Consider the following 23,365-nt stretch of genomic DNA (forward strand, 5'->3'; position numbering starts at 1 on the left):
TTGCTCAAAGGACACTGACTTACAGCAACGCCAGCAGGAAAATCACTTCACCGGCTTCAATTGCCGCCCCCAGGGTATCGCCGGTTTGCCCGCCGAGGGTACGTTTCAGCGCCAGGCCCAGAACATATACCACAGCGGTCGTGATAAAAAAGGCCACCAGCCCGCGCCAGGAAAGCAGCACAGAAGCTAACACCAGACCGGCCCCTAATGTGACCAGAGTTTGCACCCCATTAACCTTACCAATGAATAAGTTACCCAGGCCATTTTCCCGGGCATAACGCTGGCGGAACATCAGCAAAACAACCGCGCTGCGCCCGGCCAGGCAGGCACTGGCAAGCACGGGCAGTACCGGCTGCCCACGCAAAGCCAGTTCGCTAATCACCAGCACTTTCGCCAGCAAAATAAACACCAGCCCCAGCGCGCCATGAGTGCCCAGGCGGCTGTCTTTCATGATCTCCAGCATGCGCTCACGGCTACGGGCAGAAAAAACAGCGTCACAGGTATCTGCCAGCCCGTCGAGGTGAAAGCCCCCGGTAAGCACCGCCAGCGCCAGTACGGCGAAAAATGCTGCCAGCGGAGTGCCACTACCGGGCTGCAATACCAGAAACACCACTCCCGCCAGCGATCCCAGCAGCAACCCCACGAGAGGAAAAGTTACAATTCCGTTCACATACTGCTTCACGTCCAGGCTCTGATACCAGCGAGCACGCACTGGCAGGCGGCTCATAAATGCGAGCATCGCCAAATACAACTGAATCATTTAATTTTTACTCCAATCCCTGACACCACCAGCCAGACGCCATCTGCCGCCTGAGCCAGCCGTTGATTAACCCGCCCTGCGATATCCCGAAAATGCCGGGCCAGGCGGTTTTCCGGCACAATGCCCATACCTACTTCATTCGTCACCAGAAATATCGGTGCCGGGCAGGCTGCACAGGCCGCGATAAGCTGGTCGATTTGTTGGTGTACTGCTGCTTCAATAGCGGCATAGTTCCATGTTTCCGGGTCCTGCTCCCCTCCTTCATCAAACATCAAATTGGTGACCAGCGTTGTCACACACTCCAGCAAGATGGCTTCACCTGGTGGGTTAGCCGGGGTAATAAAGCGCCCCAGGTCGCGCCAGGCTTCCACCGTGCGCCAGTGTGCCGGGCGCAAGGCCTTATGGTGTGCCACTCGTTGCGCCATCTCGCCATCAAAAATTTGCGAGGTGGCAATGTACAGCACCCGTGAAGCGGCCTGGGCTGCCAGCTCTTCTGCCTGGCGGCTTTTGCCACTACGGGCACCGCCGGTTATCAGCATCATACGACTGGCTCCTGGTGTTGGTTCATGATGTGGTAAATTTTTTCGATATCAATGTGCTGGCGCATGGCGGCGGCCAGTTGGTCGAACTGCGCCTGCTTGTGGCGGGCGTAGTCCGGTATTTCACCTGGTAAAGGTGCCAGGCCCTTACGCTGGCGCAGGTTATCCAGCAACCGGCGGGTAAAGGCGGCGTTATCAAACACACCATGCAGGTAAGTCCCTGCCACGCGCCCGCAAGCACTGACAGCGCCATCAAGAGCAAGCCCGTGCTCTGCGCCCAGTTGAAAGACAGGCTGAGCCTGGTTACCGCGCTGGCTGGTGCCCATATGGATTTCATAGCCACTGACGGGTAAATCGCCGCAACCCGCCAGAATACCGGGCAGCGCCGCCAGGCAATGGCCGCTGGCCTGCACGGTCACTTTGTCATGGGCAAACTGGGTAGTGATATCCAGCAGCCCTAACCCCGGCTGGCTCCCCAGCCTGGATTCCACCTGGTCAACAATCGTGTTGCCCAACATCTGGTAACCACCACACACGCCGATAATCGCGCCTCCGGCCTGGTGCCAGGCGAGAATGCGTTTCGCCATACTGCTCTGGTGCAGCCATGCCAAATCCCCCAGGGTATTTTTGCTCCCCGGCAGAATAACTAAATCTGGCCCGCCAAAATCTTCCGGGTCGCGCACATAGCGCACCTGTACATCGGGCTGGAAAGCCAGCGGGTTAAAATCGGTAAAGTTGGAAATATGCGGCAAATGCACCACCACAATATCCAGTGCCTTATCCTGGCCGACCTGGTATCTGGCACGTTCCAGCACCACGCTATCTTCATCTTCCAGGTCAATATCCAGCCAGGGCATCACACCAATGACGGGTACACCGGTCAGGGCTTCTATTTGCTCAAGGCCAGGTTGCAACAGCGCAACATCACCACGGAATTTATTAATGATGACGCCTTTGACCCGGGCGCGCTCTTCGGGTTGCAGCAACGCGAGCGTGCCATAAATCGCGGCGAAAACGCCGCCCCGGTCGATATCTGCCACCAGCACCACCGGGCAGCGGGCAATTTCTGCCATGCCCATGTTGACGATATCCCGGTCACGCAGGTTGATTTCAGCCGGGCTGCCCGCACCTTCCAGCACAATGGCGTCGTATTCTGCCGCCAGGCTGTGCCAGACATTGCTGATTTTCTGGCGCAGACGCGGTTTATACTCGTGGTAAGTTACGGCGTCCATATCCTGCGCCACCTTGCCCATCAGCACGACCTGGGCTTTGCGGTCACTGGTGGGTTTGAGCAATATGGGGTTCATGCGCACATCTGGCGCAATACCGGCGGCTTCCGCCTGAAAAATCTGTGCGCGCCCCATCTCTTTGCCGTCTGGCGTAACGCCTGAATTCAGCGCCATGTTTTGTGATTTAAACGGCGCACACGCCAGCCCGTCCTGCACCAGGATACGGCACAGCCCGGCGACCAGCACACTTTTCCCGACATCTGACGCCGTGCCCTGCAACATAATGGATTTACTCATGCCATCTCCTTAACCGCCACAGACGGGTGCCGGGTAAAAATCCCCCTGGCGTAATGTCATATCCAGTGCGGTTGTCATTTGCTGGTCACACCGCATCGCCAGGTTGAATAACAATGAAACCCCGATTGCCAAAAAACGGCAGACACAAGGGACGTTACGATACCCAAACCGTAATGTCTGCGCACGGTAAATTGCCGCGGGTTCGTTCTGCAGAATAAAAATACAGCGCCAGGCAAGTGCCGGACCACTAAAAGGCCGCCGTTTTACCTGTTGCTCCATGATTCACTCCTGATATCCCATTGCTTATTGACCAGAATGGTCGAAAAGTAGGGAAGCGGTTCATCGTCCGGCACCGCAGACAAATCACGCCAGCTACGCTCACCTGGCAAGGTGGCTTCGGCCATCATCACTGCATGGTCAATAACACCGCAGGACTGCAACAGCGCTTTCATTGCCGGAAAACGCCCGTAGACCTTCATCATTACCACGCAATCGTGGTTATTCAGGGTAGTGCGCAGGTGTTGCTCGCTGTCGGAACAGGCAACAATGGCCAGTGACTGCTGGTCCATTGCCAGCGGCAGCGCGGCGGCAGACGCAATGGCTGAAAACGAGGTCACGCCCGGAACAATTTCCAGCCAGTCCGGGCGGCCAAGGCGTGCCAGTAACCACACCCAGGTGCTGAACAACATGGCGTCGCCCAGGGTAATAAACCCTACCTGTTTGCCCGCCTGCGCTTCGCGAGCCAGCGTGCCGGCCACTTCATCCCAAACCGCTGCTTTGGCATCGTTATCTGCACTCATCGGGAAATGGCAGGTGTGCACTTCGGTGGTTTCACTCAGCCAGGGGCGCACAATACTTAGCGCCAGGCTGTCTGCGCCTTTACGCCCGGCCGGAGCATACAGGCAATCCAGCCTGCCAAGAATGCGCGTTGCCCGTACCGTCATCAGGTCGCTGGCACCAGGGCCGGTGCTAATGGCATATAACCGCCCACTCATGCCGCCACCTCCTGGGTACCCGCCGCCAGCGCCTGCTGCAAATGGGTAACAAACTGGCTGCGGATCGCCGGGTTTTCCCCCAGCCCTTGCAGGCACACTTGTGCTGGAATGCCTGCCGCGGCAAAACAACTTTTCCATGAATCGGGTGCATCGGAAGCCATATCGTTAATGGCGTGGTCACCGGCCACCAGCATTAGCGGCATCAAAACCACCCGGCGTACCCCCTGCTGTTGCATGCTGTGAACCAGTTGCCCCACTTCCGGGTAACTTTCCACCGCGCCAACCCGGGCAGGGAAATGGCAGGCCTGCATCATATGATCAAGGCAGGCATAAGCCGCAAACGCATGGTGGCTGGCACCGTGCCCCATAAACACCACTTGTTCGTCGTCCGCTAATGGCGGCATCTGGCTGCGCAGTGCCGCCATCAGTTGCTGGTAATCTTCAAAGGTGCTGAGCAGTGGCGAGCCAAGCACCAGTCGTGCGAAATGCCCCTGCCACAGAGCGGTATCCCGCACCACTTTTTCGTACTCGTCGCCATTAATAATATGCAGCGACTGAATGGCGACATCCTGGTAGCCTTGTTCCGCCAGTTGCTGCAAGGCCTGCGCGGGTGACGGTATCACCAGCCCGTCGCGCCTCGCCAGTTTGCGGATAATCATGCCGGAGGTAAAAGCGCGTAACAGCGTGCGGTCCGGGCAACTGGCCGCCAGCGCCTGTTCACAGGCAACAATATTTTTTTCCAGTGTATCTGGGTAGCTGGTGCCAAAACTCACCACCAGTAATGCTTTTTTCATACTGTTGTTCTCCTGTTACTGAGCGCACTGGGTTGCGGGTTAACGGGTGATGCCAGCCAGCCCTGCAGCTTGCGGGTAAATGCTTCCGGCCCGTCCAGCACCAGGGCTTCCGGCACAGTTTCCCGTGGCCGCGTCACCACAATGCAGGGAATGGCGGCCTGAAGAGCCGGTACAATTTTGTCGAGGTAGCCGCCCTGAATGCCAGACTCTTTGGTAATTACCACATCGGGTGCGCAAAACTGATACAACGCCTGGTTAAAGGCTGCGTCGAACGGGCCTTTCAGGGCAAAAATATTCTCCGGGCCAAGCCCCAGTTGCTCACACTGTTCAATGACAGAAGCCACGGGAAGAACACGCACCAGCAGGTGTTTGCCCGGCAACCCTGCCTGCCAGCGGGCCAGGTCTTTACTGCCTGTGGTTAACAACACGCGCGGGCCAAGCGCACCGGCAACACCACAGGCTTGTTCAATATTTGCCACCTTGTGTAATAACGGGTGAGAAACGCAATCCAGCTGGCTGGGGCGGCGATAACGGCTGTAGGCGATACCGGTTTGCTGGCAGGCCAGCCAGGCATTACGGCTGATTTCCTGGGCATAGGGATGGGTGGCATCAACCAGCCAGTTAACCCTGCGGCTTGCAAGTAATTCAGCCAGTTGCCCGGCATCCAGCCGCCCGCACAACACGGAACCTGCGCGCACCGAAGCCAGCCGGGCTCCGGCCTCCGTCGCGACAGACAGAGTGTAAGGCACCGCCGCCATTTCCAGTTGCTGGCAAATCGGCGTGGCATCGCTGGTGCCGCCCAGAACCAGGACATGGTTCACAGGCGGTAACCCCGCGGGGTTATCATCAGCCCGTCTTTGACATAGGTAGTGGCATTCCCCACCACCACCAGGCTGGTCATATCGACAGGGGCGTAATCCATATCCGCAAGGGTTGTCAGCCATTTTTCTTCTTTCTTGCGCCCGGCGGCCTTCACCACCCCAACCGGTGTGGCCGGGTTTTTCACCGTCATCAGCAAATCAAAGGCGCGCGCCAGGTGGCCCTCACGCCCGCGGCTGCGCGGGTTATAAAAGCAAATCACAAAATCGGCTTCCCCGGCAGCAATAATGCGTTTTTCAATCACGGGCCAGGGCGTGAGTAAATCGCTCAGGCTGATATGGCAAAAGTCGTGCATCAGGGGCGCGCCGAGCAACGCAGCCGCCGCAATGCTGGCAGTCATTCCGGGCACTACCCGCACTTCAATACCGGCCTGTTGCTGGCTCACCAGCTCTAAAATCAGGCCAGCCATTCCGTAAATACCGGCATCACCGCTACTGACCAGAGCCACATTATGGCCTGCTTTGGCAAGGTCAATTGCCGTTTGGCAGCGCTCGATTTCTTTGCACATACCGGTTTTAATTACCTGTTTATCGCCAGTAAACGCTTTCACCAGGTGGGTGTAGGTTTTGTAGCCAACGATAATATCTGCCGCCGCCAGCGCTTCAGTGGCTTCGACGGTCATCATGGCCTGGGAGCCCGGCCCTATTCCGATTACGGTTAACATCAGTGTACAACCCCTAAAGTCAGGGTAACGCCTTGTTCACGCAAGGTTTCCCCCAGTAAATGACCACCACTCATCAGCCAGGCGACCGGGCCGGAAACACTGCCAACGCCCGCGACTTCGCGCACAAATGCCGAAACAGGGAAATGCGCTTCGCCGGGTTGTAGTTCGCTTGCGGAAAAAATTTCAAACGGCACCTGGTAACATTGCGCAAGTGCCTGCAGGCCGGGTTCGTCCTGTTTCAAATCGATACTGCCAATAGCCCGTAATGCGAGTGAATCCAGGCGGCGGGCCTGCAACTGTTCAGCCAACAGCTTGTGCAGCACAGTGAAAGGCGTATTCCGGCGGCAACCAATACCCGCGACAATGCGGCGGGGAACCAGTTTAAAGACCGGGCAGTTAACTTCTGGCAGCCTGGCGCGCAGCGTGACACACACCAGCGCATCGAGCCGGGGTAACGCGCTAAGCTCGGCCACGTTGATAAACCCGTCAGTGGTCACCTGGTGCTGTTGGCTGGCAAAGTCATCATCCCACCACAGCCCCACCTGCTGCCCGCTGACCAACATTTGGTTGATGGTTTTTACTCCATCACGCAGGTTTTCCATCCTGGCGTCCAGTTGGCTTGCCAGGGTGTCAAGAGCCGCCAGGCCATTCACATCTGTTGCCGTGGTAATGACCGGGTCTGCGCCCAGTACACCAGCCAGGTAGCAGGCCAGAGCATTCGCCCCGCCCATATGCCCGGAAACCAGACTAATCACATGCTGGCCGCGCTCATCAATCACCACGACCGCCGGGTCAGACATTTTGTCTTGCAGCAGTGGCGCTATCATGCGCACCGCAATGCCTGTCGCACCAATAAAAATCAATGCGGAATGCACCGGGTACGCGTCTTTTACAGTTTGAGCAAAACTGCCCATAAACGGGCGAAACCCTTTTTTCAGTAGCGGCTCACTGGTAAAGCAGGTTACTGGCAATACAGCCCGCAGCCGTTCTGCCAGCGCCACGCCACCTGGCGTCAGGCAGAACAACACCAGGGATTCAGGCCTGACGGTATTCATGGCTAAACCCGGCATCATAAAGTTTGGAGTAATGGTATTCCTCGCCCAGAAACGCCCCCACCAGTATCAGTGCGGTTTTGCGTATTCCGGCGGCCCTCACCTTTTCGCTGATATCCGCCAGCGTCCCCCGCACTACCCGGCGCTCCGGCCAGGTGGCTTTGTACACCACCGCCACTGGGGTTTGTGGTGGGTAACCGCCTGCTGTCAGGCGTTCTGCCACCCGGTTAATTCGCTGCACGGACAAAAAAATCGCCATGGATGTCTGGTGTGCGGCAAAACTCTCCAGTTGTTCTTTCTCCGGCACGGGTGTGCGCCCTTCCAGGCGAGTGATTATCAGGCTCTGGGAAACTTCCGGTACGGTGTATTCCACGCCGAGATCCGCGGCGGCCCCCAAAAAGGCACTGACTCCCGGCACCACTTGCCAGCTAATGCCCCGCGCAGACAGCATTTCCCCCTGCTCACGCACTGAGCCATAGAGCGATAAATCCCCGGTTTGCAGGCGCACCACACACTTGCCATTGCGCACACCGTCTTCCATCAGGCCAATAATGGCTTCCAGCGCCAGGCTTGCGCTGTCGTGGCATTGCGCCTGAGGGCACCACTCAAGCAGTTCCGTATTAATTAACGAACCTGCATAAATGACGATATCGGCCCGCTGTAACAGCCGGTAGCCCTTCAGCGTAATCAGCTCTTTGTCGCCGGGGCCTGCGCCAACAAACCAGACGCCCGGAAATACCGGTTCAGCCATGGTTGCCCTCCTTCAGGCAGGAAATCACAAAGGTTGGGTTGTTCGGTTTGAAATAGTGCCCTTCTCCCAGCGCCACCATGGATGACGCCTGGAGCTGAACACACTCCAGCGCACAGACGGGCAGGCTGCCAAGCAGTGTGAGTGCCTGCATCAGGTTCTCATGCAGAATAAAAGTCATGACCAGGCGACCACCGGGAACTAAATGCTCCAGCGACCAGTGCAGCAATGCCGCCAGTTGCCCGCCACTACCGCCAATAAAAATGGCATCGACCTGTAAATCGCAATTAACCGGGGCCTGTGCTGCTATAACCTGCACATTTTCGCAACCGAAATGGCTGCGGTTGGTGTGTAACAACGCCAGCGCCGCCGCATCCCGTTCAATAGCAATCACCTGTAGTCCAGGCCAGGTTACCGCAGCTTCCAGCGATACACTACCGGTGCCTGCGCCCACGTCCATAAAGGTTTCAGCACTGTGCAGTTGCAGGCGGGAGAGGACCAGCGCCCGCACCGGCTCTTTGGTCATGGGTACGCGCTCACCGCGTAAAAAATGGGCATCATTCATTGAGGATCACCACAACATTCATATCAAAGTCTCCGGTTACCACGGATGCGGGCAACCGCCGGATACGCTCATTCTCCAGCGAGAGGTTTTCACCAATGATCATGGTGCGCTGCCCAGCGCCCCAGGCCACCAGGTGCCGGGCGATTTGCGCCGGGCCATTGTTGCGGTCTGTCACCAGGGCCACTTTGTTGTGGCGCAGCAGGTTTTCGTAATCCACTTCCCGCCCGTGGCTGCTGGTCAGCCAGATATCGTTCATGTCCACTCCAGCTTTGGCACACAGATATTGCATGGCGCTTACTCCGGGGATCACATCAATATTTTCACGCCCAAAATGGTCGCACAGGCGTTTACCAATCCCGAACAGCATTGGGTCTCCAGACGCGAGCAGCACGATATCCTGCTGCTGCACGCCTTCCAGCCACACCACCAAAGCGGCGATATCTGCCGTGAGAAGGTGTGTTTCGCCTTCAAATGCTTCAAACAATTTGAGATGCCGCCTGCCGCCAACCAGCACACCGGCGCAGGCGATGGCCTGGCGTGCCTGTTGTGTCAGCAATGCAAGGTTACCAGGCCCAATGCCCACGACAGTAATCACTGGAATGCCTCCTGAATCACCGCCAGCGGGCGGCTGCAGCCAAGCAGTTGTTGTTCAAATGAGAAAAGAATGGCGTCGCACTGTGGGGGAGATTGTGTGAAGCGCAACATTTCCTGGACACGGGCACAAACCCGTTGTGCCAGCTCAGGGTAAATCCGTGCGTAACCCGCGCTGCCAATCAGTGGCAGTGCGGCTTCTGTGGTGTCGCATTCACTGACTGCGCGCAACAACGCCAGGGGCGCACCCATCAGCGCCAGGTGGGCGACCAGCACTTCCATGCGGGCATCGGCAATATGGCTGTGAGTATGAAAAATACCGGCGGCGACTTTGATCAACTTGCCCGGGTGCCCGACCAGCAACACGCGTTTAAACCCCAGCCGCACGGTTTCCTGAACCATATAACCCACAAAGTTGCTCATGGTGACCACCATAGCCGGGTCAAGGTGCAGGCTTTCCCGTACAAAACGCTCACCGTGGTTACCCGGCACCAGAATGACATTTTCCCGGCCTTCCGCGCGTTTCTGCTCCAGCTCAATCACCAGCGCCCGTTTCCAGCTCTCTTCAGACATTGGCGTCACAATACCCGTCGTGCCGATAATGGAAATGCCCCCCAGAATGCCGAGCCGGGCATTCATGGTTTTTTTTGCCCGGTCTTCCCCTTCCGGTGCGAAAATTTCGACTTCTGCCCCACGTTGCGGCCCAATCACTTCACGCACCGCGGCTTCTATGGTTTGCCGGGGCGTGCGGTTAATTGCCGGTTCCCCTGGCGCCAGGCCAGTTCCCGGGCGGGTGACCACGCCGATACCTGCGCCGCCTTGCAGCGTGATAGCCCCCGAGTCATTCAGGCGAACCCTGGCAAAAATCAGCATGCCGTGGGTGGCATCGACATCATCGCCCCCGTCTTTACGAATGGCGGCGGTGGCCTGCTGGCCTTCAATTACCGGTAATTCCACGTTCAAATGCAGGGTGATGCCAGACGGCGTGGTAATAGAAACCTGGTTAATTACCTGCTGGCGCAACACCATTAACGCCGCAACCCGGGCGGCGGCGGTTGCGCAGGAGCCGGTGGTATAGCCTTTACGCAAGGCTTTGCCGTTGTGCCAGACGGTACCGGCCAGGCTGAAATCAGTCATCACCCGCCTCCATGGTGTAAAGCACGGCGTTGACAATAGCCGCAGCCACATTGCTGCCGCCTTTGCGCCCACGGGCTGCAATACCTGGCAGGCCGCTGTCTGTCAGGGCCTGTTTGGATTCAGCCGCGCCGACAAAACCCACCGGTACGCCAATGACGGCGGCAGGTTGTTCACCACTTTCCAGCAGGCGGAATAACGCAGTAGGCGCATTGCCAAAAACAAAGATTTTCTCGCCCGGCATAGCCAGAGCGACATCAACCGCCGCCATTGAGCGGGTAATACCTTTTTGTTTTGCCACTGCCGCCACTTGCGGGTTGCTGATAAAACAGTGGCTGGCAACATGGTGCCGGGCAAGACGGGCCTTGTTGATACCGGCGAGCGCCATGGTGGTGTCGGTAAACAGTGTGCAACCACGGCGCAACGCGGCATCCAGCACCGTAATGATGTGTGGTGAAAACCATAAAGTTTCAAGCCAGTCGAAATCTGCCGTGGTGTGAATCACCCGTTTGATAACCGCTTCCTGGCGTGGGTCACTGCACTGCCAGCCGGGGTGTTCAGCGGCAATTATCTCGCTAATTATCTCGAAGCTGCGGCGTTCAATGAGCAAAGGCTGTTGAATGTAGTCCATCGGGTTCTCCTGCCATCACACCGTGAGCGTGAAGACGATACGGATAAGGGCAAACAGCACCAGTGCCAGGCCGGAAGCGACCATCAGCATGCGCACGGACGCCGGGATGTCATCCGCGCTTATTTCGCGCAGGTTATCGCCAATCCAGGGTTTTTCTACCCGTTCGCCAAAATAGTTATTTGGCCCGCCAAGGCGCACCCCCAAAGCCCCGGCCACCGCCCCTTCAGACCAGGCGCAATTCGGGCTGCTGTGCTGTTTTCTGTCGCGCCAGCCAATACGCAACGCGTTGAGGCCGTTGAACTGGCTGAGCCAGGCTGCCGCACTGAGCAACAGCCAGCCAATGCGTGCGGGCAGGTAATTGGCTACGTCATCCATACGTGCAGACACCAGGCCGATATCTTTGTAACGCGCGTTTTTGTAACCCACCATGGAATCCAGGGTATTCACGGCTTTGTACGCCATTGCCAGCGGCGCGCCGCCCAGCATCAGGAAAAACAGCGGTGCGATAACCCCATCAACACTGTTTTCCGCCACCGTTTCGACCACTGCCCGGGTAATTTGAGGTGGCTGGAGTTGAGAGGTATCACGCCCGACTATCCAACTCAATTTTTCCCGGCTCAGCGGCAAATCCCCCTTGCGCAGCGCCTGCTCAACTTCCCCGGCGCTTTCTGCAAGGCAGCGCCCGGCCAGCAGAGTAAAGATCATCCAGGTATTGACCACCCAGCCAAGCAGAGGATGAAATCGTTCTGCCAGAGCCAAAACACCCCAGCTCACACCACCCGTAACCGCAACCACCACCAGCCACATCACACCGCCTCCCCAGCGCAATGCCCGGGGTGAATGGCAAACGCGGCGAACAGCGCGCTGCAGCAGGTTTATCAGGTTGCCCATCCAGCGCACCGGGTGAGGCCAGTGCTGCGGGTCACCCAGCCAGTAATCCAGCAGAGCGGCAACACACCAGGCGGAAAGCCAGGAAAACAGTGACATCATTGCAGGCTCCTGGCGGTAGTGAACCAGCGGTTAAGCATGGCCGGGCGCTGGGCAAAATGGAGGTGCAGGTAACTGGCAAAGGTGTTGCCCTGCTGCCAGCCGCCTTCCCACTGGCGCACCACCTGGCCGTCGCGCACTTTGCGGCACTGTTGGCTGGCGGGCAGTGAAGTGGTGAACTCAGAATAGTGGAATTCATGACCGCGCAGTGTTTCACCTGCCGCGGCGAGCAGAGTGTCGTGGCTGGCAGTTGCTTCGCAATACCCAAACCTTTTCAGCTGGTTACCCATGGTACTGTGCCCTGCCAGCACGCCGCACATGGGGTGCGTTTGCCCTTCGGCATCTGCCAGTGAATCCCCCAGGTACATTAACCCGCCGCACTCGGCATACACCGGCACACCGCGTGCCGAGAATTGTTTAACGGAAGCCCGCATGGCGCCATTCGCCGCCAGTTGGCTGGCAAACATTTCCGGGTAGCCGCCCCCCAGCCACAGCATGTCGCAGGCTGGCACTTGTGTGTCTGCCAGCGGGCTGAATGGCACCAGCCGGACACCGGCCTGTTCAAGCATGTCGAGGTTATCCTGGTAGTAAAAATGAAAGGCATCATCCTGCGCGATAGCCATGCTCAGCCCGCCAGCCAGTGCCGGGTTGGGGAGTGGTAGAGTGGCTACGGACAGGTTGCGCAGAGGCTGGCAACAGTTGAGCAGCGCCGGGAGATTAACTGTTTTTTCCAGCACGGCAGCCAGTTGCTGCCAGGGGGCCAGGTTAATTGCTTTGCCCGTTGCGCCCACTAACCCAAGATGGCGGGATGGCAGGTGGAGTTCAGGCAGTTCAGGGACATAACCCAGCACCGGAACGCGGCAATAGCGGCCAAGCGCGGCACAGAGTTGGCGGAAGTGATTATCAGTATTGACCCGGTTGATAATGACCCCGGCAATATTGACACCCGGTGCAAAATCGCAAAAGCCATTGAGGGTTGCCGCCAGGGAAGTGGATACGCCTTTGCCGTCCATCAGCAGAATGACAGGCACACCCAGCAAACGCGCCATACCGGCGGTTGAGGCGCAAAACGGGTCAAGGCCCAGGCCATCGAACAGGCCCATAACCCCTTCAATCACCCCCAGTGAGGTGGTTTCCATAGCCCGGCTGAACAATGCCCGAACGGTATTATCCGGCAGCATCCAGTTATCCAGGTTACGTGATTTGCGACCAGCAATGGCGCTATGCCAGGTGGTATCGAGGTAGTCCGGGCCGACTTTGAATGGTTGGGGAGCAAAGCCTTGTTGCCGCAAAAGTGCCAGCAAGCCAAGGGTTAGAGTGGTTTTACCACAACCGCTTGAAGTGCCTGCCAGAATGAATGCCTGTTTTGCGCCTGTGGCCATTTTTACTTCCTTTTTGGCGGAAAATGGGCGCAACAAGCCAGGCGCATTCCCTTCAGGGCAATACGAGGCTGCAGACGCCCTTCCCTCCGAAGGTGTCATTTGCATCATCAGGCCGGTCTTCTGGCTTAGCGTCTTTCTTGCCCGCCCTTCCCAATCAGTTGATCAGTGGTATTGCGGGGTCGTCAGCATCACAGCAGCGGGGGCTGCGAGGGGTTTGCACCCTCTTCCCTACCTGTCAGGTAAAACCTGATGATGTCGGTTAAACTTTTTCGTGTCGCACTTTTTCTGTGTACTGCACCCGTTTTATGCACTGGGGTGCAGTGTGCAGGCTCAGCACCATAATGCAACCACACTTCACTCTGGTAAATATCTACCGGGAATGTGCTTTTTTACTGTCACTGACTATATGCCACTGAAAAAATAACTACTGATGCAGTTTACGGCCGGAATAACAAATAATTGTTGAGCTATAACAAATTATTGCCAGTTCCGTCAGACATATCTCAATCACAATAAGCACTTAACCAGAAAAACTCTGCCAGGCAGGCAACAAAATATTGCTGCCCGGTAAACTAAACCCTGCGTAGTCCACTCAGATATTTTCCGGGAAATAATAGGGAAAGTACAATGCCATGCCACCCGCATAAAACGACTATTGTGCCGGGTATTAGCGCTGCATATTTACTGAATACCGGTTAATCTGCATCTTTTATTGTGAGTGAGCGAAACATTGTGGTGTAAGCAGATAAGTTTGTCGGCATACTTTGCAAAAAAATTGAGTTTGCGAAAAGCCAACGCGTAGCGCAATGCTGGCTATGCCCCCGTCACTATGGCGCTGCATTTTTGCATGTTTCATACAGTGGCTGGCCCGCACCACACCAGGGAGACGAAACTGGCCGAAGCACGCTGCCCTGCCTCTTGCGGGGAACTCCTGCAGGGCTGGATCCTGGGAGGTGAAAAACTGGTGTCCTGCCCGGTAGACTGGTTCAGTACTGTCTGTGTGACAGACGGCAAGCCCCTGCCTGCTGAACGCCCACTCATGCGTGCCGCGCTGGGTGCTGTGTTGCGTTATGCCGGAGCCCCGCTACAGCGGGCAAACACGCTGCGCATAACATTCGACTCCACTATTCCGCTGGCAAAAGGCATGGCAAGCAGCACGGCAGATATTGCCGCGACAGCAGTTGCCACCGCACGCCACCTGGCCATCCCCCTGCCCGTAGAAGCACTGGCGGCTCTGTGTGTGAGCCTGGAGCCCACCGACAGCACTCTGTTTCCCGGCCTGACCCTGTTTGACCACCTCACCGGCAAAACTACTGTGCCTTGTGGCGGCTTACCGGGCTGCGAGATCTTACTGCTGGAAAGCCCTGACCAGCTGCGTACGGCAGATTTCCACCAGCGCGACCTGCGCGCAATTTTGCAGGAAAGCGCCCCGCAACTGAACCGCGCCTGGCACCTGTTGCAGCAGGCCTGCAAAACCAATAACCCCTGGCTACTGGGCGAGGCCACTACACTGAGCGCCGTTGCCAGTCAGCAATTCCTGGCAAAGCCCGGCTTCGACACACTGCGCAACATTGTGGAAAGCAATAATCTCTACGGCATCAACGTGGCCCATAGCGGCTCGGTCGTGGGTTTATTACTGGACAGCCACCACCATGATGTAGAAAAAGTCACCTGGCAGATTGCCCACCATGCGGCACTGGCTTACCACTGGCCACGGCACTATTTGCTGCGCCTGATTGCAGGCGGCGTGGAGTAGTGCTGGGAAAGTAGCAGCTGACAATTCGGTTGCCAGACGCCTTATCCACCCCTATATTTATCTATTCAAATATCTATTCATTTATCTATTCACTTAGTGGTTAACACGATGCCCGTCAGTTCCGAAGAATTACGCCGGTTGCTCAGCCAGGGGCCAGCAACAACAAGGCAACTTACTGAAAAATTGGGGGTTAGCCAGCCAACCCTGTCCCGCGCGCTAAAAAAACTGGGTGACGAAATCGTGCGCACAGGTGCCGGGCCATCTATTCAAAATACCCTGCGCGATAACCACCGGGGATTCAGCGCCGCACCTATTTACCGCATTACCGAAGAAGGCCAGGTAAAAAAGCTGGGTGAACTTATCCCTGTTTACCCGGACGGGTTTGTGATGGTGCAAACCAATAACGCCAGCATTCATAGCGATGGTTTACCCTGGTGGTTGTTCGACATGCGCCCACAGGGGTACCTCGGGCGGGCGCTGGCAACGGTATGGGCTCCCAGGCTCGGTCTGGACACCAACCCGGAACAATGGGCCGATGCAGATGTTGTGCGGGCGTTACTGATGTACGGGCACGATGCCACAGGCAACCTGCTTATTGGGGAACGGGCCAGAGCCCATTTTCTGGAAATGCCCGTGCCCACGCCGGTTGAACGCGCAACAATGTTCCCGGTACTGGCAAAAGCGGCTGGTGCGGGTGAAACCCCTGGGTCATCTGCCGGGGGTGAGCAACCGAAGTTCTGTACCTTTACAGATCGGGGGCATGTGTTAGTGAAGTTCTCGGCACCAGACGACAACCCGGTAAGCGAGCGCTGGCGTGACCTGCTACTGGCTGAACACCTGGCGCTGGGCGTGCTGGGTGTGCAAACAGAGGTATTTGATTTTGCCGGGCAGCGATTTCTGGAGATCCCCCGTTTCGACCGGGTTGGGCAACTGGGCCGGGTTGGCGTTATTTCACTGCGGGCGCTGGATGCGGAGTTTGTTGGTAAAGCCAGCTCCCCCTGGCCCGTGCTGGTCGAAAACCTGGTGAATGCGGGGTATGTACACCCGGAAGCGCTCCCTGCCACCGCCCGGTTGTGGGCATTCGGCAAGCTGACTGGCAACACAGATATGCATAACGGCAACCTGTCGTTTGTCAGCAGCCATGGGCGCCCGTATCAACTGGCTCCGGCATACGACGTTCTGCCCATGGGGTTCGCCCCCAAAGCAGGAGGCGCGCTGGCAAACGAACTCAGGCCGGTGGCACTTTCAGATGTGGTTACTGCAGATACCTGGCGGGAAGCCCTGGCGCTGGCAGAAAAATTTCTGGCCGAAGCCCGTTGTTGCGCGGGCTTTTCTGCAAACTTTGCCCCCTGCATTGCGGCCTTACACCACCATATTGGCGAAGCAAAGGAGCGCATTGCCCGGCTGGGGTAAACCGCTGGCTGTGTAAGGTTGCCCGGCGAGATCTGCCCACCTGAACCAACATGGCGAACACCCACAGGCAACCCTTACAGCAGCAAATGCCCTGCCCCGGCTGGCAGGGGTTCAGGCTTGTGTATCAGGCATGTGTTTTTTGCAGAAACGCGTACACTGCGGCCAGGTCCTGCTCGCCATACCCTGCATCAACAGCCTGTTGCCACAAAGACGCAATGTTTTCCAGCCCCGGCATTGCCACCCCGGGCGCGGCCTGTAGCGCCAGCCGGGCATCTTTCAGCGCCAGGCTGAGCTGCATTTGCGGTGTGTAATCACCACTGGCAATCATGTTCAACTTCCCTTTGGCATAAGGTGCAGCCAGCGGACCGCCTTCCAGCACCTGCCACAAATCGTCTGTGGAGAACCCCAGTTGTTTTGCCAGGCTCATGGTATCTGCCAGGCTTTGCATCATGCCTATCAGCCAACTGTTGACCACCAGCTTCATGCGTGAACTGGCTCCGGCTTCGCCCAGCCATTGTTGCTGCTTACCAATGGCAGCAAATACCTGCTCTGCCGCCTGTGCCTTACTGCGATCACCACTTGCCATCACCAAAATTTGGGCGTTCTCCGCCGGGGCTTTAGTGCCAGACACCGGCGCATCCACAAACACCACATCCGGCCTTACCCGAGCTAACTGGTAAATCAGCTTTTCGGTTGCCGCCACACCAATCGTGCCCATCTGGCACAATACCGCGCCGGGTTTCATGGCAGAAAATACAGGTTCCAGCACATTGTGCGTTGTGTCGCCATCGGTTAATACACTCAGCACGACATCTGCGCCTTCTGCCGCCTGCTGCGCCGTGTTGCACAGCACCAGCCCGGTATTCACCAAATCTTCGCCACGGCTGGGTGAACGGTTCCAGCCACGCACGGTGAAGCCATTTTTTAACAAATTTGCGGCAAAAGCATGCCCCATAGCCCCAAGGCCAATAACAGTTACCACTGGCAATTGCGCCATAATTCCTCCTCTCCGCCTCTGTACCAGAACCGGGATAGCTGAAGATTAATGATTGGGTTATCTACTGCCCGGTATCATACGAAATAATGGGTAAGCAAAGGCCAAAAACATGAATTTCAATAAAAAATAAAATACAGCAATATTTGCTGATATATAAAAACATGCCTCGGGGCTGTGCAAAGAAACAGACAGGCTGGCTATTTACCTGCTGAATAGCGGAGGGAGAAAAGCGGGTTAATACGGAAAGATGGCTAAATATTTTCTGTGTGCATACCGGTGCCAGATACACATCACTCTGGTTGTTCAAAGGCCCGACATGTTGCTTGCCAGGCCTTTGGGGTAATACAAGAATCAGTGTTTGTTAGCTGAGGTTATTCTGGCTACCGAATTACCCGGCAAACCCGAAACCGGCAAGGATGCCAGTGAGCCAGGTTCACTCTCTTGTTCAGCAAAATGGTCTACTGCGTTTCTGAGGACCGCAGCCTGGTTTTCCAGCGACTGAGCCAGCGTTGAGATCTGCTGAACCAGTTGATAGTTTTGCTGCGTAACGCCATCCATTTCATTAACAGCGATAGTGACCTGGCTTATTCCTTTGGCCTGCTCATCAGATGCGTTCGCAATTTCATCGATAATATTTTGTACCGATTTCACGGCAGAGGTAATGCTCTGCATGGTTTCACCAGCCTTACCTGCCAGCGTTACCCCATTTCCCACGCGCTCAGTGGATTCCTGAATCAGCGAAGCAATATCTTTTACTGCACTGGCGCTGCGCTGGGCAAGGCTGCGCACCTCTGAAGCCACAACCGCAAACCCCCGGCCTTGTTCACCGGCTCTGGCCGCTTCCACAGCCGCATTCAGGGCAAGGATATTAGTCTGGAATGCAATACTGTTAATGATATTAGTAATTTCACTAATTTTCCGGGAGCTTTCGTCAATCTGGTTCATAGTGTGAATAATTTCACCAACCAGCGCTTCACCCTTAGAGGCGATATCGTTGGCATTATTGGTGAGCAATGTCGCCTGATGAGTATTATTCGCGTTATGTTTCACTGTAGCCGTGATCTGCTCCATGCTGGCTGCTGTTTGTTCTAATGCCGAGGCCTGTTCTTCGGTACGTGAAGCCAGATTAATATTGCCACTGGAAATCTCGTGGGCACCATCATGAACGGCATTACTGGCCTCTTTGATATTAGCGACAACGCCTTTCAGCCTGGCTTGCATGGTATTAAGTGCAAAGAACAGGCTGCCTGTGTCCTTACTGTTCACAGAAATGCGGTTGCGTAAATTTCCGTCGGCGACTGACAAAGCAATAGCGGCTGCTTCTGCCGGTTCCCCACCCAACGGTTTGAGCACTTTCCGGCTGAAAATCATCCCCAGCACCGCACTGACCACAACAATACTGATAACCATTAAGATCAGCGCCTGGATCAGTTGACTGTGCGCTGCGGCCATGACACTACTGACCGGAGCAACAATGCCCAACGACCAGTGTTCGTTGCTGTTACCTATTTTAACGGGGGCCCAGACAACATACGCATCCTCTTTCAAAAAGCTGTCGTAACGCTCGGACAGTACGGATGAAAAGGTGTCGCTCTTTTCAGGCCAGTCTTTACCTGCCAGTGCCTTGTCAGGGCTGGCTACCACCTTATTTTTGCTGGAAACCAGCACCGCATAACCCACACCATGCCAGGGCTTGATTTTATTGACTTCGGCCTGGAGCGAGGCCAGTGAGATATCAGAGGTGACCACGCCCCACAGTTTGCCATCTAATTGTATGGGAGACGCCACAGAAGTGAGCATTGTTGGTACGCCGTTATATGCATAGTTATAAGGCTCAATCAACGTATCTTTGCGGCTCGCCTGAGGAACCAGGTAATAATCCCCTTGCCCCGGTGTAAGGTAGGAGAGTAGCGGACTCATGTGATATTTTCCCTGCCCCGCATGTTCCACAAACCAGGCAAACCGGCCTTCTGGCGGCTGCCCCGGTTTTCCGGCAAATTCCGCATCTTTTCCATCAAATGCATTGCGTTCAAAAATAACTGAAATTGATAAATAGTCCGGGTTATCTCTAAGGGCATATTCCATTATTTTACTTGCAGTATCACGGTCTTTAACACCGGCGACAGACAACCCAACCAGAGATACTCCCAGGTTATGTGCCACATCCCGGTCGTAACTGAGTTTTTGCTGTATTTTCCCCGCCTGGTTACTGGCAATCTCGGTTAAATAACTGACCGCTAACTTCTTTTGCTCACGGCTTGATTGCCAGCTAAGCACACCAATAGTCACTGCAAAGCCAAGTATGATAACCAATGACCCACTCAGGATCATGAGCGCACGCGTACTCATTTTATTTTTTTTCATTGCACAGTACTCCTGGTCACTGATGGAGAAAACACATACCCGCAGACAGGTGTAATGTTTATCGTCCTTTTTTCTCCCGACTTTAAATAAAACCAGAGGAACTGTGGCGTGGCTGCAGGTGTTCTCATGGCAGTCATTATTTTTATTCCGCCAGAGACAATCACTATGCAAATGTTTTGTAGGGCATGCAGGCACATGCCAAAAATGGTTTTAGCGAATATTAACGGCAGAACATGGCTAACGCCCCTGCCAGTGCACCCGGGTTTTCCCAGGACATACAATGCCCGCACTGTGGCAACACTACGGTTGGAATACCGGCATCCTGGAGCGTAGTGAAATCATTATCTGGCAAAGAGTGCTCGCCAAAGATCAGTTGTTTTGCCACAGGTAACGCCATAAAGCGTGTAAGCCAGTTACTGCCACTGACCAGGCTGGACGCACCACGCCAGACAGCCCAGGGCGCATTTACCGCAAGGCTACCTGCCCAGGGGCTGTTTTCCTGCTCCACCATATGCTGCCATGCGGTGCTTACAAACTCACTTTCGCTGTAATGGCAAATTTGCTGGCTGGAGAAGCCACCACCGGGGTGAAAATTGGGTTCAGACACTACCAGGCCGAGCAGGCATTCCCCCAGCTGTTCTGCGGCTTCAATACTGATGCTGCCCCCCATGCTGTGCCCGTACACATAGCACCGGGTTAACCCCAAATGCACAACCAGTTCCACCACTACTTTTGCCTGGTCACTAATGGAGTAACTGTAACCCTGTGGTTTTTCGCTGTAACCGCAGCCGGGTAAATCCAGCAGAATGGCGCGCTTGCCGGTAAACATTGGGTCTGCCACCACACGCGGGTATTCATAAGATGATGCGCAGCCCAGGCCATGCACAAAGACCACAGGCACACCGCTGCCTGGCAAATCCTGAAAGCGTACATAGCAGCGCGCTGTAGGAGAATAGAAACCTTGCATGTTGTTAACTTCCTTTATTACGGGCTATTTTTACACCGGGCCACGGTGAAACAGAATTGAGTGAATAACAAAACAGCGGGCCGTAAAAACATGCCCGCTGCCAGTTTGATTAAGCCAGGGCCGGTTCAGTGCTGCGTAATTCCTCCACTAACAGCGCCACCAGTTCATAAAGCAACCCCACCAGCCCGGAGACATGCTCGTCAGTGCTCTCACGCGGTAGTAACAGTAACTGGCTGGCAAGTGTTGCGCAGTAGTGGCACAAGCTCACCGTTTCTGGCTGCCAGCCAGGTTCAGGCAACACAAGTACTGAGTCACCAATGGGTATAGCAGTGGTTGATGCCATAGCCGGATCACTGCCTGCGTTTTGTTGGGTTTTATCCGTTTCATACTCACCTTCAGTGGTATTGCATGATGCAGACATACTCACCAGTAGCTGATAATGCAGGGTATCAAGGTAAGCCAGCAAGCCACGCAGAACCGAGTGAGCAGCCAAAAGGCTTTCGCTGTCCAACAGAATTTCACTGAGCAGTTCACAGCGCTCAGCCAGCGCCAAAGAACCTGGTGTGCCGTGGTTGAGTTCGGTATAAAGAGGAAGGTCATAAAGCGGAGTTTGTAGTTCGTCCATTGCGTATTCCCTGATGAGGCGGTGATATCTTCCTTGCTGTTGGCCTGTTGCATTAAAGCTGACCAGACGATACAAGGCCTGTTAGTTGGGCGCTGTATTCGGGCAATTTATACACGAACAGACAACACCCCGTGATTTACACCTTGTATTTTCAGGACGCCAATCCTGGCAATGCGTTACATTGCCCGGATATAATACTGGACAAAAAAACAGCCTGACAGTACCAAAAGCAGAAAATGCGGCAGAGTACGCAAAGAAAAATCTAACATTGCAAAAATTTTCAGACTGATCAGCGTAGTGGCACAATTACCTAATTGTTTTCATTAAGTTGGCCCCAACAGTACAGGTTACGCAGTTCCCTATTTGCATCGGGAACTTCATTACCCATTAATTACTTCTCTATTATTCATTTTGTTTACACTGGCCCGCTTAATAGAATTACCCACCTGTTATCAATGGAGAACGGAAGTGGAATGAATGGCATGGATTTAATGCACGCAGCCAAAGCAAAAATATGGCAAAAAATGATTTAAATCAAAGATGGCTTATTTTTTTAAAATGGAGTACTTCATAATGTAACTCAATAAATGTAGCCCTCCTTAATTCATTATAAACGCAATATTAAAAATGAATAATTTCAACTAATTAAAGAAATTATTTTTTTCCAAAAAAAATTGCCACTTAAATAAATACAGTCTATCTATTGATAGAGGGTACCTTTTTGATGTTTTTTTATACATTACACAGTGCATATAGTGGAGTGAGATGATGATACTAACAAAAAAATTAAAACAGCATGCTAAATATGAATTTGAATTCGCAGGCTTCTGTATGGATCTGAGCTCCTGGTGTTTCAATAACAATATAATCGAATCTGGAAATTCGTTAAGAATGATTACTCAGTCCTCCATTTCATCAATGATGAACATTTACAACAAACTGGCAGAAAAAGGTGTTTCCTGTGATTTCTATAGCAATGAAACACTACATCAAAGAAATATAAAATCACCCGGTTATTTAATGGAGAAAATATTAACACACCATAACATCAGAATCATTAACATTGAATCCATCCTGAATTCAGCATTAAAAATAGCCAACCTGCCTGTTATAAACATATGCCAAAATATAAAAATCACACATCAAAATGATGGTTTGCACATGCTGAATATCATTGAAAGGATGGCCTGTGAGAATGTGTTGTTAAGGGAAGTGGAAGGGTACAGAGGAGTTTGAGGGACAAAAAAAGCGTTTTTGTATGAGAACTGAGAGTTTATTTTCTTGTTGTAGCTGTTCCGGCTAAATAACAACGATTTTTAGCCGGAATGCACACTTAAGTTGCATGAATAGCAGAGGATAGTGAGTTACATAGTTCACAACCGGGTTCTGTTGAACTTGCCAGTAACCATATTTTGGGTATGGGTTGTGTCTGCAAGGTTATTTGTAATGATGAGTATACTTCTGAGAATATTAAGGTCAGCCTGAAAACTTAAGCCAGCGAGATTCCAGGATGTCGTGTTCACCATATTGAGCGATGCAGAAAAATACAACAGATATCCTCTCGTTACCACAATTGAAAACCTGGCGACGCCAAGTGACCTCTTCTGTGTATGGCAACAGCCAGTTTTAGCCAGAAACGGTGACAGTAACACCTTCGGTGATACTGGTTTTATACCGAGTGGAGATTGAATCTACATCAACTGCGATTAACTATATTAAACAACAACTCAATCACTTTATGTGACATTGCGATGATGCGATTTTAGTCATAACAATCATACTGTTAAAAACACATTTGATCAGACAGTAATCGATTAGTGATTCAACTTCATCATAGAAGGGAGTTGACAATACTCCTGAAAAGGAAGAATCATCACCCTCCCCATGAATAAATATATCAGTAAAAGAATAAAAAATTACAGTTAATGATATCGAGATTTATCGCAATAGCTTTACTCCTTAAGAAAAGAGCCTTTATCGGTCACAACGTAATTCG

At 54.2% G+C, this 23,365-nt stretch carries 23 protein-coding genes and 1 riboswitch; of the genes, 3 read left to right on the forward strand and 20 right to left on the reverse strand.

The window, feature by feature from the left end:
- Positions 1–19: 19 nt before the first annotated feature.
- The 16 genes from cobS to MPHASIOC01_RS11335 are packed head-to-tail and all read right to left on the reverse strand — an operon-like array spanning position 20 to position 13,247.
- Entirely contained in the window at positions 20–760 is a 741-nt protein-coding gene (gene cobS / locus MPHASIOC01_RS11260; protein WP_353614633.1) for an adenosylcobinamide-GDP ribazoletransferase, read from the reverse strand.
- Entirely contained in the window at positions 757–1,302 is a 546-nt protein-coding gene (gene cobU, locus MPHASIOC01_RS11265; protein WP_353614634.1) for a bifunctional adenosylcobinamide kinase/adenosylcobinamide-phosphate guanylyltransferase, read from the reverse strand. Before cobU ends, cobS begins: the two co-directional genes overlap by 4 nt.
- Positions 1,299–2,825 carry a cobyric acid synthase gene (locus MPHASIOC01_RS11270; RefSeq protein WP_353614635.1) on the reverse strand — a complete coding sequence of 509 codons (1,527 nt, stop codon included), beginning with the start codon at positions 2,823–2,825 and terminating at the stop codon, positions 1,299–1,301. Before MPHASIOC01_RS11270 ends, cobU begins: the two co-directional genes overlap by 4 nt.
- Positions 2,826–2,834: 9 nt before the next feature.
- Entirely contained in the window at positions 2,835–3,104 is a 270-nt protein-coding gene (locus MPHASIOC01_RS11275; RefSeq protein WP_064594698.1) for a CbiQ family ECF transporter T component, read from the reverse strand.
- Positions 3,089–3,820: a cobalt-factor II C(20)-methyltransferase gene (locus tag MPHASIOC01_RS11280; protein WP_353614636.1), complete on the reverse strand. Its 732-nt coding sequence runs from the start codon at positions 3,818–3,820 to the stop codon at positions 3,089–3,091. The genes MPHASIOC01_RS11275 and MPHASIOC01_RS11280 overlap by 16 nt, the downstream gene beginning before the upstream one ends.
- Entirely contained in the window at positions 3,817–4,614 is a 798-nt protein-coding gene (locus tag MPHASIOC01_RS11285; protein ID WP_353614637.1) for a sirohydrochlorin cobaltochelatase, read from the reverse strand. The genes MPHASIOC01_RS11280 and MPHASIOC01_RS11285 overlap by 4 nt, the downstream gene beginning before the upstream one ends.
- Positions 4,611–5,435, reverse strand: coding sequence for a cobalt-precorrin-6A reductase (locus tag MPHASIOC01_RS11290; RefSeq protein WP_353614638.1), 825 nt, complete (start codon positions 5,433–5,435; stop codon positions 4,611–4,613). The genes MPHASIOC01_RS11285 and MPHASIOC01_RS11290 overlap by 4 nt, the downstream gene beginning before the upstream one ends.
- On the reverse strand, positions 5,432–6,157 hold the full coding sequence (locus tag MPHASIOC01_RS11295) for a precorrin-3B C(17)-methyltransferase (protein ID WP_064594706.1): 726 nt from the start codon (positions 6,155–6,157) through the stop codon (positions 5,432–5,434). Before MPHASIOC01_RS11295 ends, MPHASIOC01_RS11290 begins: the two co-directional genes overlap by 4 nt.
- The gene (gene cbiG, locus MPHASIOC01_RS11300; protein ID WP_353614639.1) at positions 6,157–7,212 is read right to left on the reverse strand and encodes a cobalt-precorrin 5A hydrolase; all 1,056 of its coding nucleotides are present in this window, start codon (positions 7,210–7,212) and stop codon (positions 6,157–6,159) included. Before cbiG ends, MPHASIOC01_RS11295 begins: the two co-directional genes overlap by 1 nt.
- A complete protein-coding gene (locus tag MPHASIOC01_RS11305; RefSeq protein WP_353614640.1) occupies positions 7,193–7,960 on the reverse strand; it encodes a cobalt-precorrin-4 methyltransferase in 768 nt (255 codons plus the stop codon). The genes cbiG and MPHASIOC01_RS11305 overlap by 20 nt, the downstream gene beginning before the upstream one ends.
- Positions 7,953–8,522, reverse strand: coding sequence for a decarboxylating cobalt-precorrin-6B (C(15))-methyltransferase (locus tag MPHASIOC01_RS11310; protein ID WP_353614641.1), 570 nt, complete (start codon positions 8,520–8,522; stop codon positions 7,953–7,955). Before MPHASIOC01_RS11310 ends, MPHASIOC01_RS11305 begins: the two co-directional genes overlap by 8 nt.
- On the reverse strand, positions 8,515–9,117 hold the full coding sequence (cbiE, locus tag MPHASIOC01_RS11315) for a precorrin-6y C5,15-methyltransferase (decarboxylating) subunit CbiE (RefSeq protein WP_353614642.1): 603 nt from the start codon (positions 9,115–9,117) through the stop codon (positions 8,515–8,517). The genes MPHASIOC01_RS11310 and cbiE overlap by 8 nt, the downstream gene beginning before the upstream one ends.
- Positions 9,114–10,250 carry a cobalt-precorrin-5B (C(1))-methyltransferase CbiD gene (cbiD, locus tag MPHASIOC01_RS11320; RefSeq protein ID WP_353614643.1) on the reverse strand — a complete coding sequence of 379 codons (1,137 nt, stop codon included), beginning with the start codon at positions 10,248–10,250 and terminating at the stop codon, positions 9,114–9,116. Before cbiD ends, cbiE begins: the two co-directional genes overlap by 4 nt.
- The gene (locus MPHASIOC01_RS11325) at positions 10,243–10,878 is read right to left on the reverse strand and encodes a cobalt-precorrin-8 methylmutase (protein WP_353614644.1); all 636 of its coding nucleotides are present in this window, start codon (positions 10,876–10,878) and stop codon (positions 10,243–10,245) included. The genes cbiD and MPHASIOC01_RS11325 overlap by 8 nt, the downstream gene beginning before the upstream one ends.
- A 15-nt stretch (positions 10,879–10,893) precedes the next feature.
- Positions 10,894–11,865, reverse strand: coding sequence for an adenosylcobinamide-phosphate synthase CbiB (gene cbiB / locus MPHASIOC01_RS11330; RefSeq protein ID WP_353614933.1), 972 nt, complete (start codon positions 11,863–11,865; stop codon positions 10,894–10,896).
- A complete protein-coding gene (locus MPHASIOC01_RS11335; RefSeq protein ID WP_353614645.1) occupies positions 11,865–13,247 on the reverse strand; it encodes a cobyrinate a,c-diamide synthase in 1,383 nt (460 codons plus the stop codon). The genes cbiB and MPHASIOC01_RS11335 overlap by 1 nt, the downstream gene beginning before the upstream one ends.
- Before the next feature lie 92 nt (positions 13,248–13,339).
- A riboswitch (cobalamin riboswitch) is annotated at positions 13,340–13,512 on the reverse strand.
- A 627-nt stretch (positions 13,513–14,139) separates the two neighbouring features.
- On the opposite strand from MPHASIOC01_RS11335, the gene MPHASIOC01_RS11340 reads away from it, so the two are divergent.
- Positions 14,140–15,003 carry a GHMP kinase gene (locus tag MPHASIOC01_RS11340; RefSeq protein ID WP_064595517.1) on the forward strand — a complete coding sequence of 288 codons (864 nt, stop codon included), beginning with the start codon at positions 14,140–14,142 and terminating at the stop codon, positions 15,001–15,003.
- Positions 15,004–15,111: 108 nt separating this feature from the next.
- The gene (gene yjjJ, locus MPHASIOC01_RS11345) at positions 15,112–16,416 is read left to right on the forward strand and encodes a type II toxin-antitoxin system HipA family toxin YjjJ (RefSeq protein WP_353614646.1); all 1,305 of its coding nucleotides are present in this window, start codon (positions 15,112–15,114) and stop codon (positions 16,414–16,416) included.
- Between the two features lie 124 nt (positions 16,417–16,540).
- On the opposite strand, the gene MPHASIOC01_RS11350 is transcribed toward yjjJ, so the two are convergent.
- The 4 genes from MPHASIOC01_RS11350 to MPHASIOC01_RS11365 all read right to left on the reverse strand — a co-directional run bounded on the left by MPHASIOC01_RS11350 (position 16,541) and on the right by MPHASIOC01_RS11365 (position 21,369).
- Complete coding sequence (locus tag MPHASIOC01_RS11350; RefSeq protein ID WP_353614647.1) at positions 16,541–17,413, reverse strand: NAD(P)-dependent oxidoreductase; 873 nt, start codon at positions 17,411–17,413, stop codon at positions 16,541–16,543.
- Between the two features lie 351 nt (positions 17,414–17,764).
- A complete protein-coding gene (locus MPHASIOC01_RS11355) occupies positions 17,765–19,777 on the reverse strand; it encodes a methyl-accepting chemotaxis protein (RefSeq protein WP_064594724.1) in 2,013 nt (670 codons plus the stop codon).
- 220 nt (positions 19,778–19,997) lie between these two features.
- Positions 19,998–20,744 carry an alpha/beta hydrolase gene (locus MPHASIOC01_RS11360; RefSeq protein ID WP_353614648.1) on the reverse strand — a complete coding sequence of 249 codons (747 nt, stop codon included), beginning with the start codon at positions 20,742–20,744 and terminating at the stop codon, positions 19,998–20,000.
- 109 nt (positions 20,745–20,853) lie between these two features.
- Positions 20,854–21,369, reverse strand: a complete 516-nt coding sequence (locus tag MPHASIOC01_RS11365) for a hypothetical protein (RefSeq protein WP_064594728.1) — start codon at positions 21,367–21,369, stop codon at positions 20,854–20,856.
- Between the two features lie 765 nt (positions 21,370–22,134).
- On the opposite strand from MPHASIOC01_RS11365, the gene MPHASIOC01_RS11370 reads away from it, so the two are divergent.
- Positions 22,135–22,605: a hypothetical protein gene (locus tag MPHASIOC01_RS11370; RefSeq protein WP_353614649.1), complete on the forward strand. Its 471-nt coding sequence runs from the start codon at positions 22,135–22,137 to the stop codon at positions 22,603–22,605.
- The last annotated feature ends 760 nt before the right edge of the window (positions 22,606–23,365 follow it).

Origin of the sequence: Mangrovibacter phragmitis (assembly GCF_040429585.1) — a bacterium.
Lineage (GTDB): Bacteria > Pseudomonadota > Gammaproteobacteria > Enterobacterales > Enterobacteriaceae > Mangrovibacter > Mangrovibacter phragmitis.

Bases quoted from the DNA above. Each gene is read 5' to 3' on its own strand.
- MPHASIOC01_RS11275 (WP_064594698.1), bottom strand. From the start codon at position 3,104: ATGGAGCAACAGGTAAAACGGCGGCCTTTTAGTGGTCCGGCACTTGCC.
- MPHASIOC01_RS11325 (WP_353614644.1), bottom strand. From the start codon at position 10,878: ATGGACTACATTCAACAGCCTTTGCTCATTGAACGCCGCAGCTTCGAG.
- MPHASIOC01_RS11350 (WP_353614647.1), bottom strand. From the start codon at position 17,413: ATGGCGCAATTGCCAGTGGTAACTGTTATTGGCCTTGGGGCTATGGGG.
- MPHASIOC01_RS11370 (WP_353614649.1), top strand. From the start codon at position 22,135: ATGATGATACTAACAAAAAAATTAAAACAGCATGCTAAATATGAATTT.
- cbiD (WP_353614643.1), bottom strand. From the start codon at position 10,250: ATGACTGATTTCAGCCTGGCCGGTACCGTCTGGCACAACGGCAAAGCC.
- MPHASIOC01_RS11360 (WP_353614648.1), bottom strand. From the start codon at position 20,744: ATGCAAGGTTTCTATTCTCCTACAGCGCGCTGCTATGTACGCTTTCAG.
- MPHASIOC01_RS11355 (WP_064594724.1), bottom strand. From the start codon at position 19,777: ATGAAAAAAAATAAAATGAGTACGCGTGCGCTCATGATCCTGAGTGGG.
- MPHASIOC01_RS11285 (WP_353614637.1), bottom strand. From the start codon at position 4,614: ATGAAAAAAGCATTACTGGTGGTGAGTTTTGGCACCAGCTACCCAGAT.
- cobS (WP_353614633.1), bottom strand. From the start codon at position 760: ATGATTCAGTTGTATTTGGCGATGCTCGCATTTATGAGCCGCCTGCCA.
- cbiG (WP_353614639.1), bottom strand. From the start codon at position 7,212: ATGAATACCGTCAGGCCTGAATCCCTGGTGTTGTTCTGCCTGACGCCA.
- MPHASIOC01_RS11335 (WP_353614645.1), bottom strand. From the start codon at position 13,247: ATGGCCACAGGCGCAAAACAGGCATTCATTCTGGCAGGCACTTCAAGC.
- cbiB (WP_353614933.1), bottom strand. From the start codon at position 11,865: ATGTCACTGTTTTCCTGGCTTTCCGCCTGGTGTGTTGCCGCTCTGCTG.
- MPHASIOC01_RS11295 (WP_064594706.1), bottom strand. From the start codon at position 6,157: ATGTTAACCGTAATCGGAATAGGGCCGGGCTCCCAGGCCATGATGACC.
- yjjJ (WP_353614646.1), top strand. From the start codon at position 15,112: ATGCCCGTCAGTTCCGAAGAATTACGCCGGTTGCTCAGCCAGGGGCCA.
- MPHASIOC01_RS11270 (WP_353614635.1), bottom strand. From the start codon at position 2,825: ATGAGTAAATCCATTATGTTGCAGGGCACGGCGTCAGATGTCGGGAAA.
- MPHASIOC01_RS11365 (WP_064594728.1), bottom strand. From the start codon at position 21,369: ATGGACGAACTACAAACTCCGCTTTATGACCTTCCTCTTTATACCGAA.
- cobU (WP_353614634.1), bottom strand. From the start codon at position 1,302: ATGATGCTGATAACCGGCGGTGCCCGTAGTGGCAAAAGCCGCCAGGCA.
- MPHASIOC01_RS11280 (WP_353614636.1), bottom strand. From the start codon at position 3,820: ATGAGTGGGCGGTTATATGCCATTAGCACCGGCCCTGGTGCCAGCGAC.
- MPHASIOC01_RS11305 (WP_353614640.1), bottom strand. From the start codon at position 7,960: ATGGCTGAACCGGTATTTCCGGGCGTCTGGTTTGTTGGCGCAGGCCCC.
- MPHASIOC01_RS11310 (WP_353614641.1), bottom strand. From the start codon at position 8,522: ATGAATGATGCCCATTTTTTACGCGGTGAGCGCGTACCCATGACCAAA.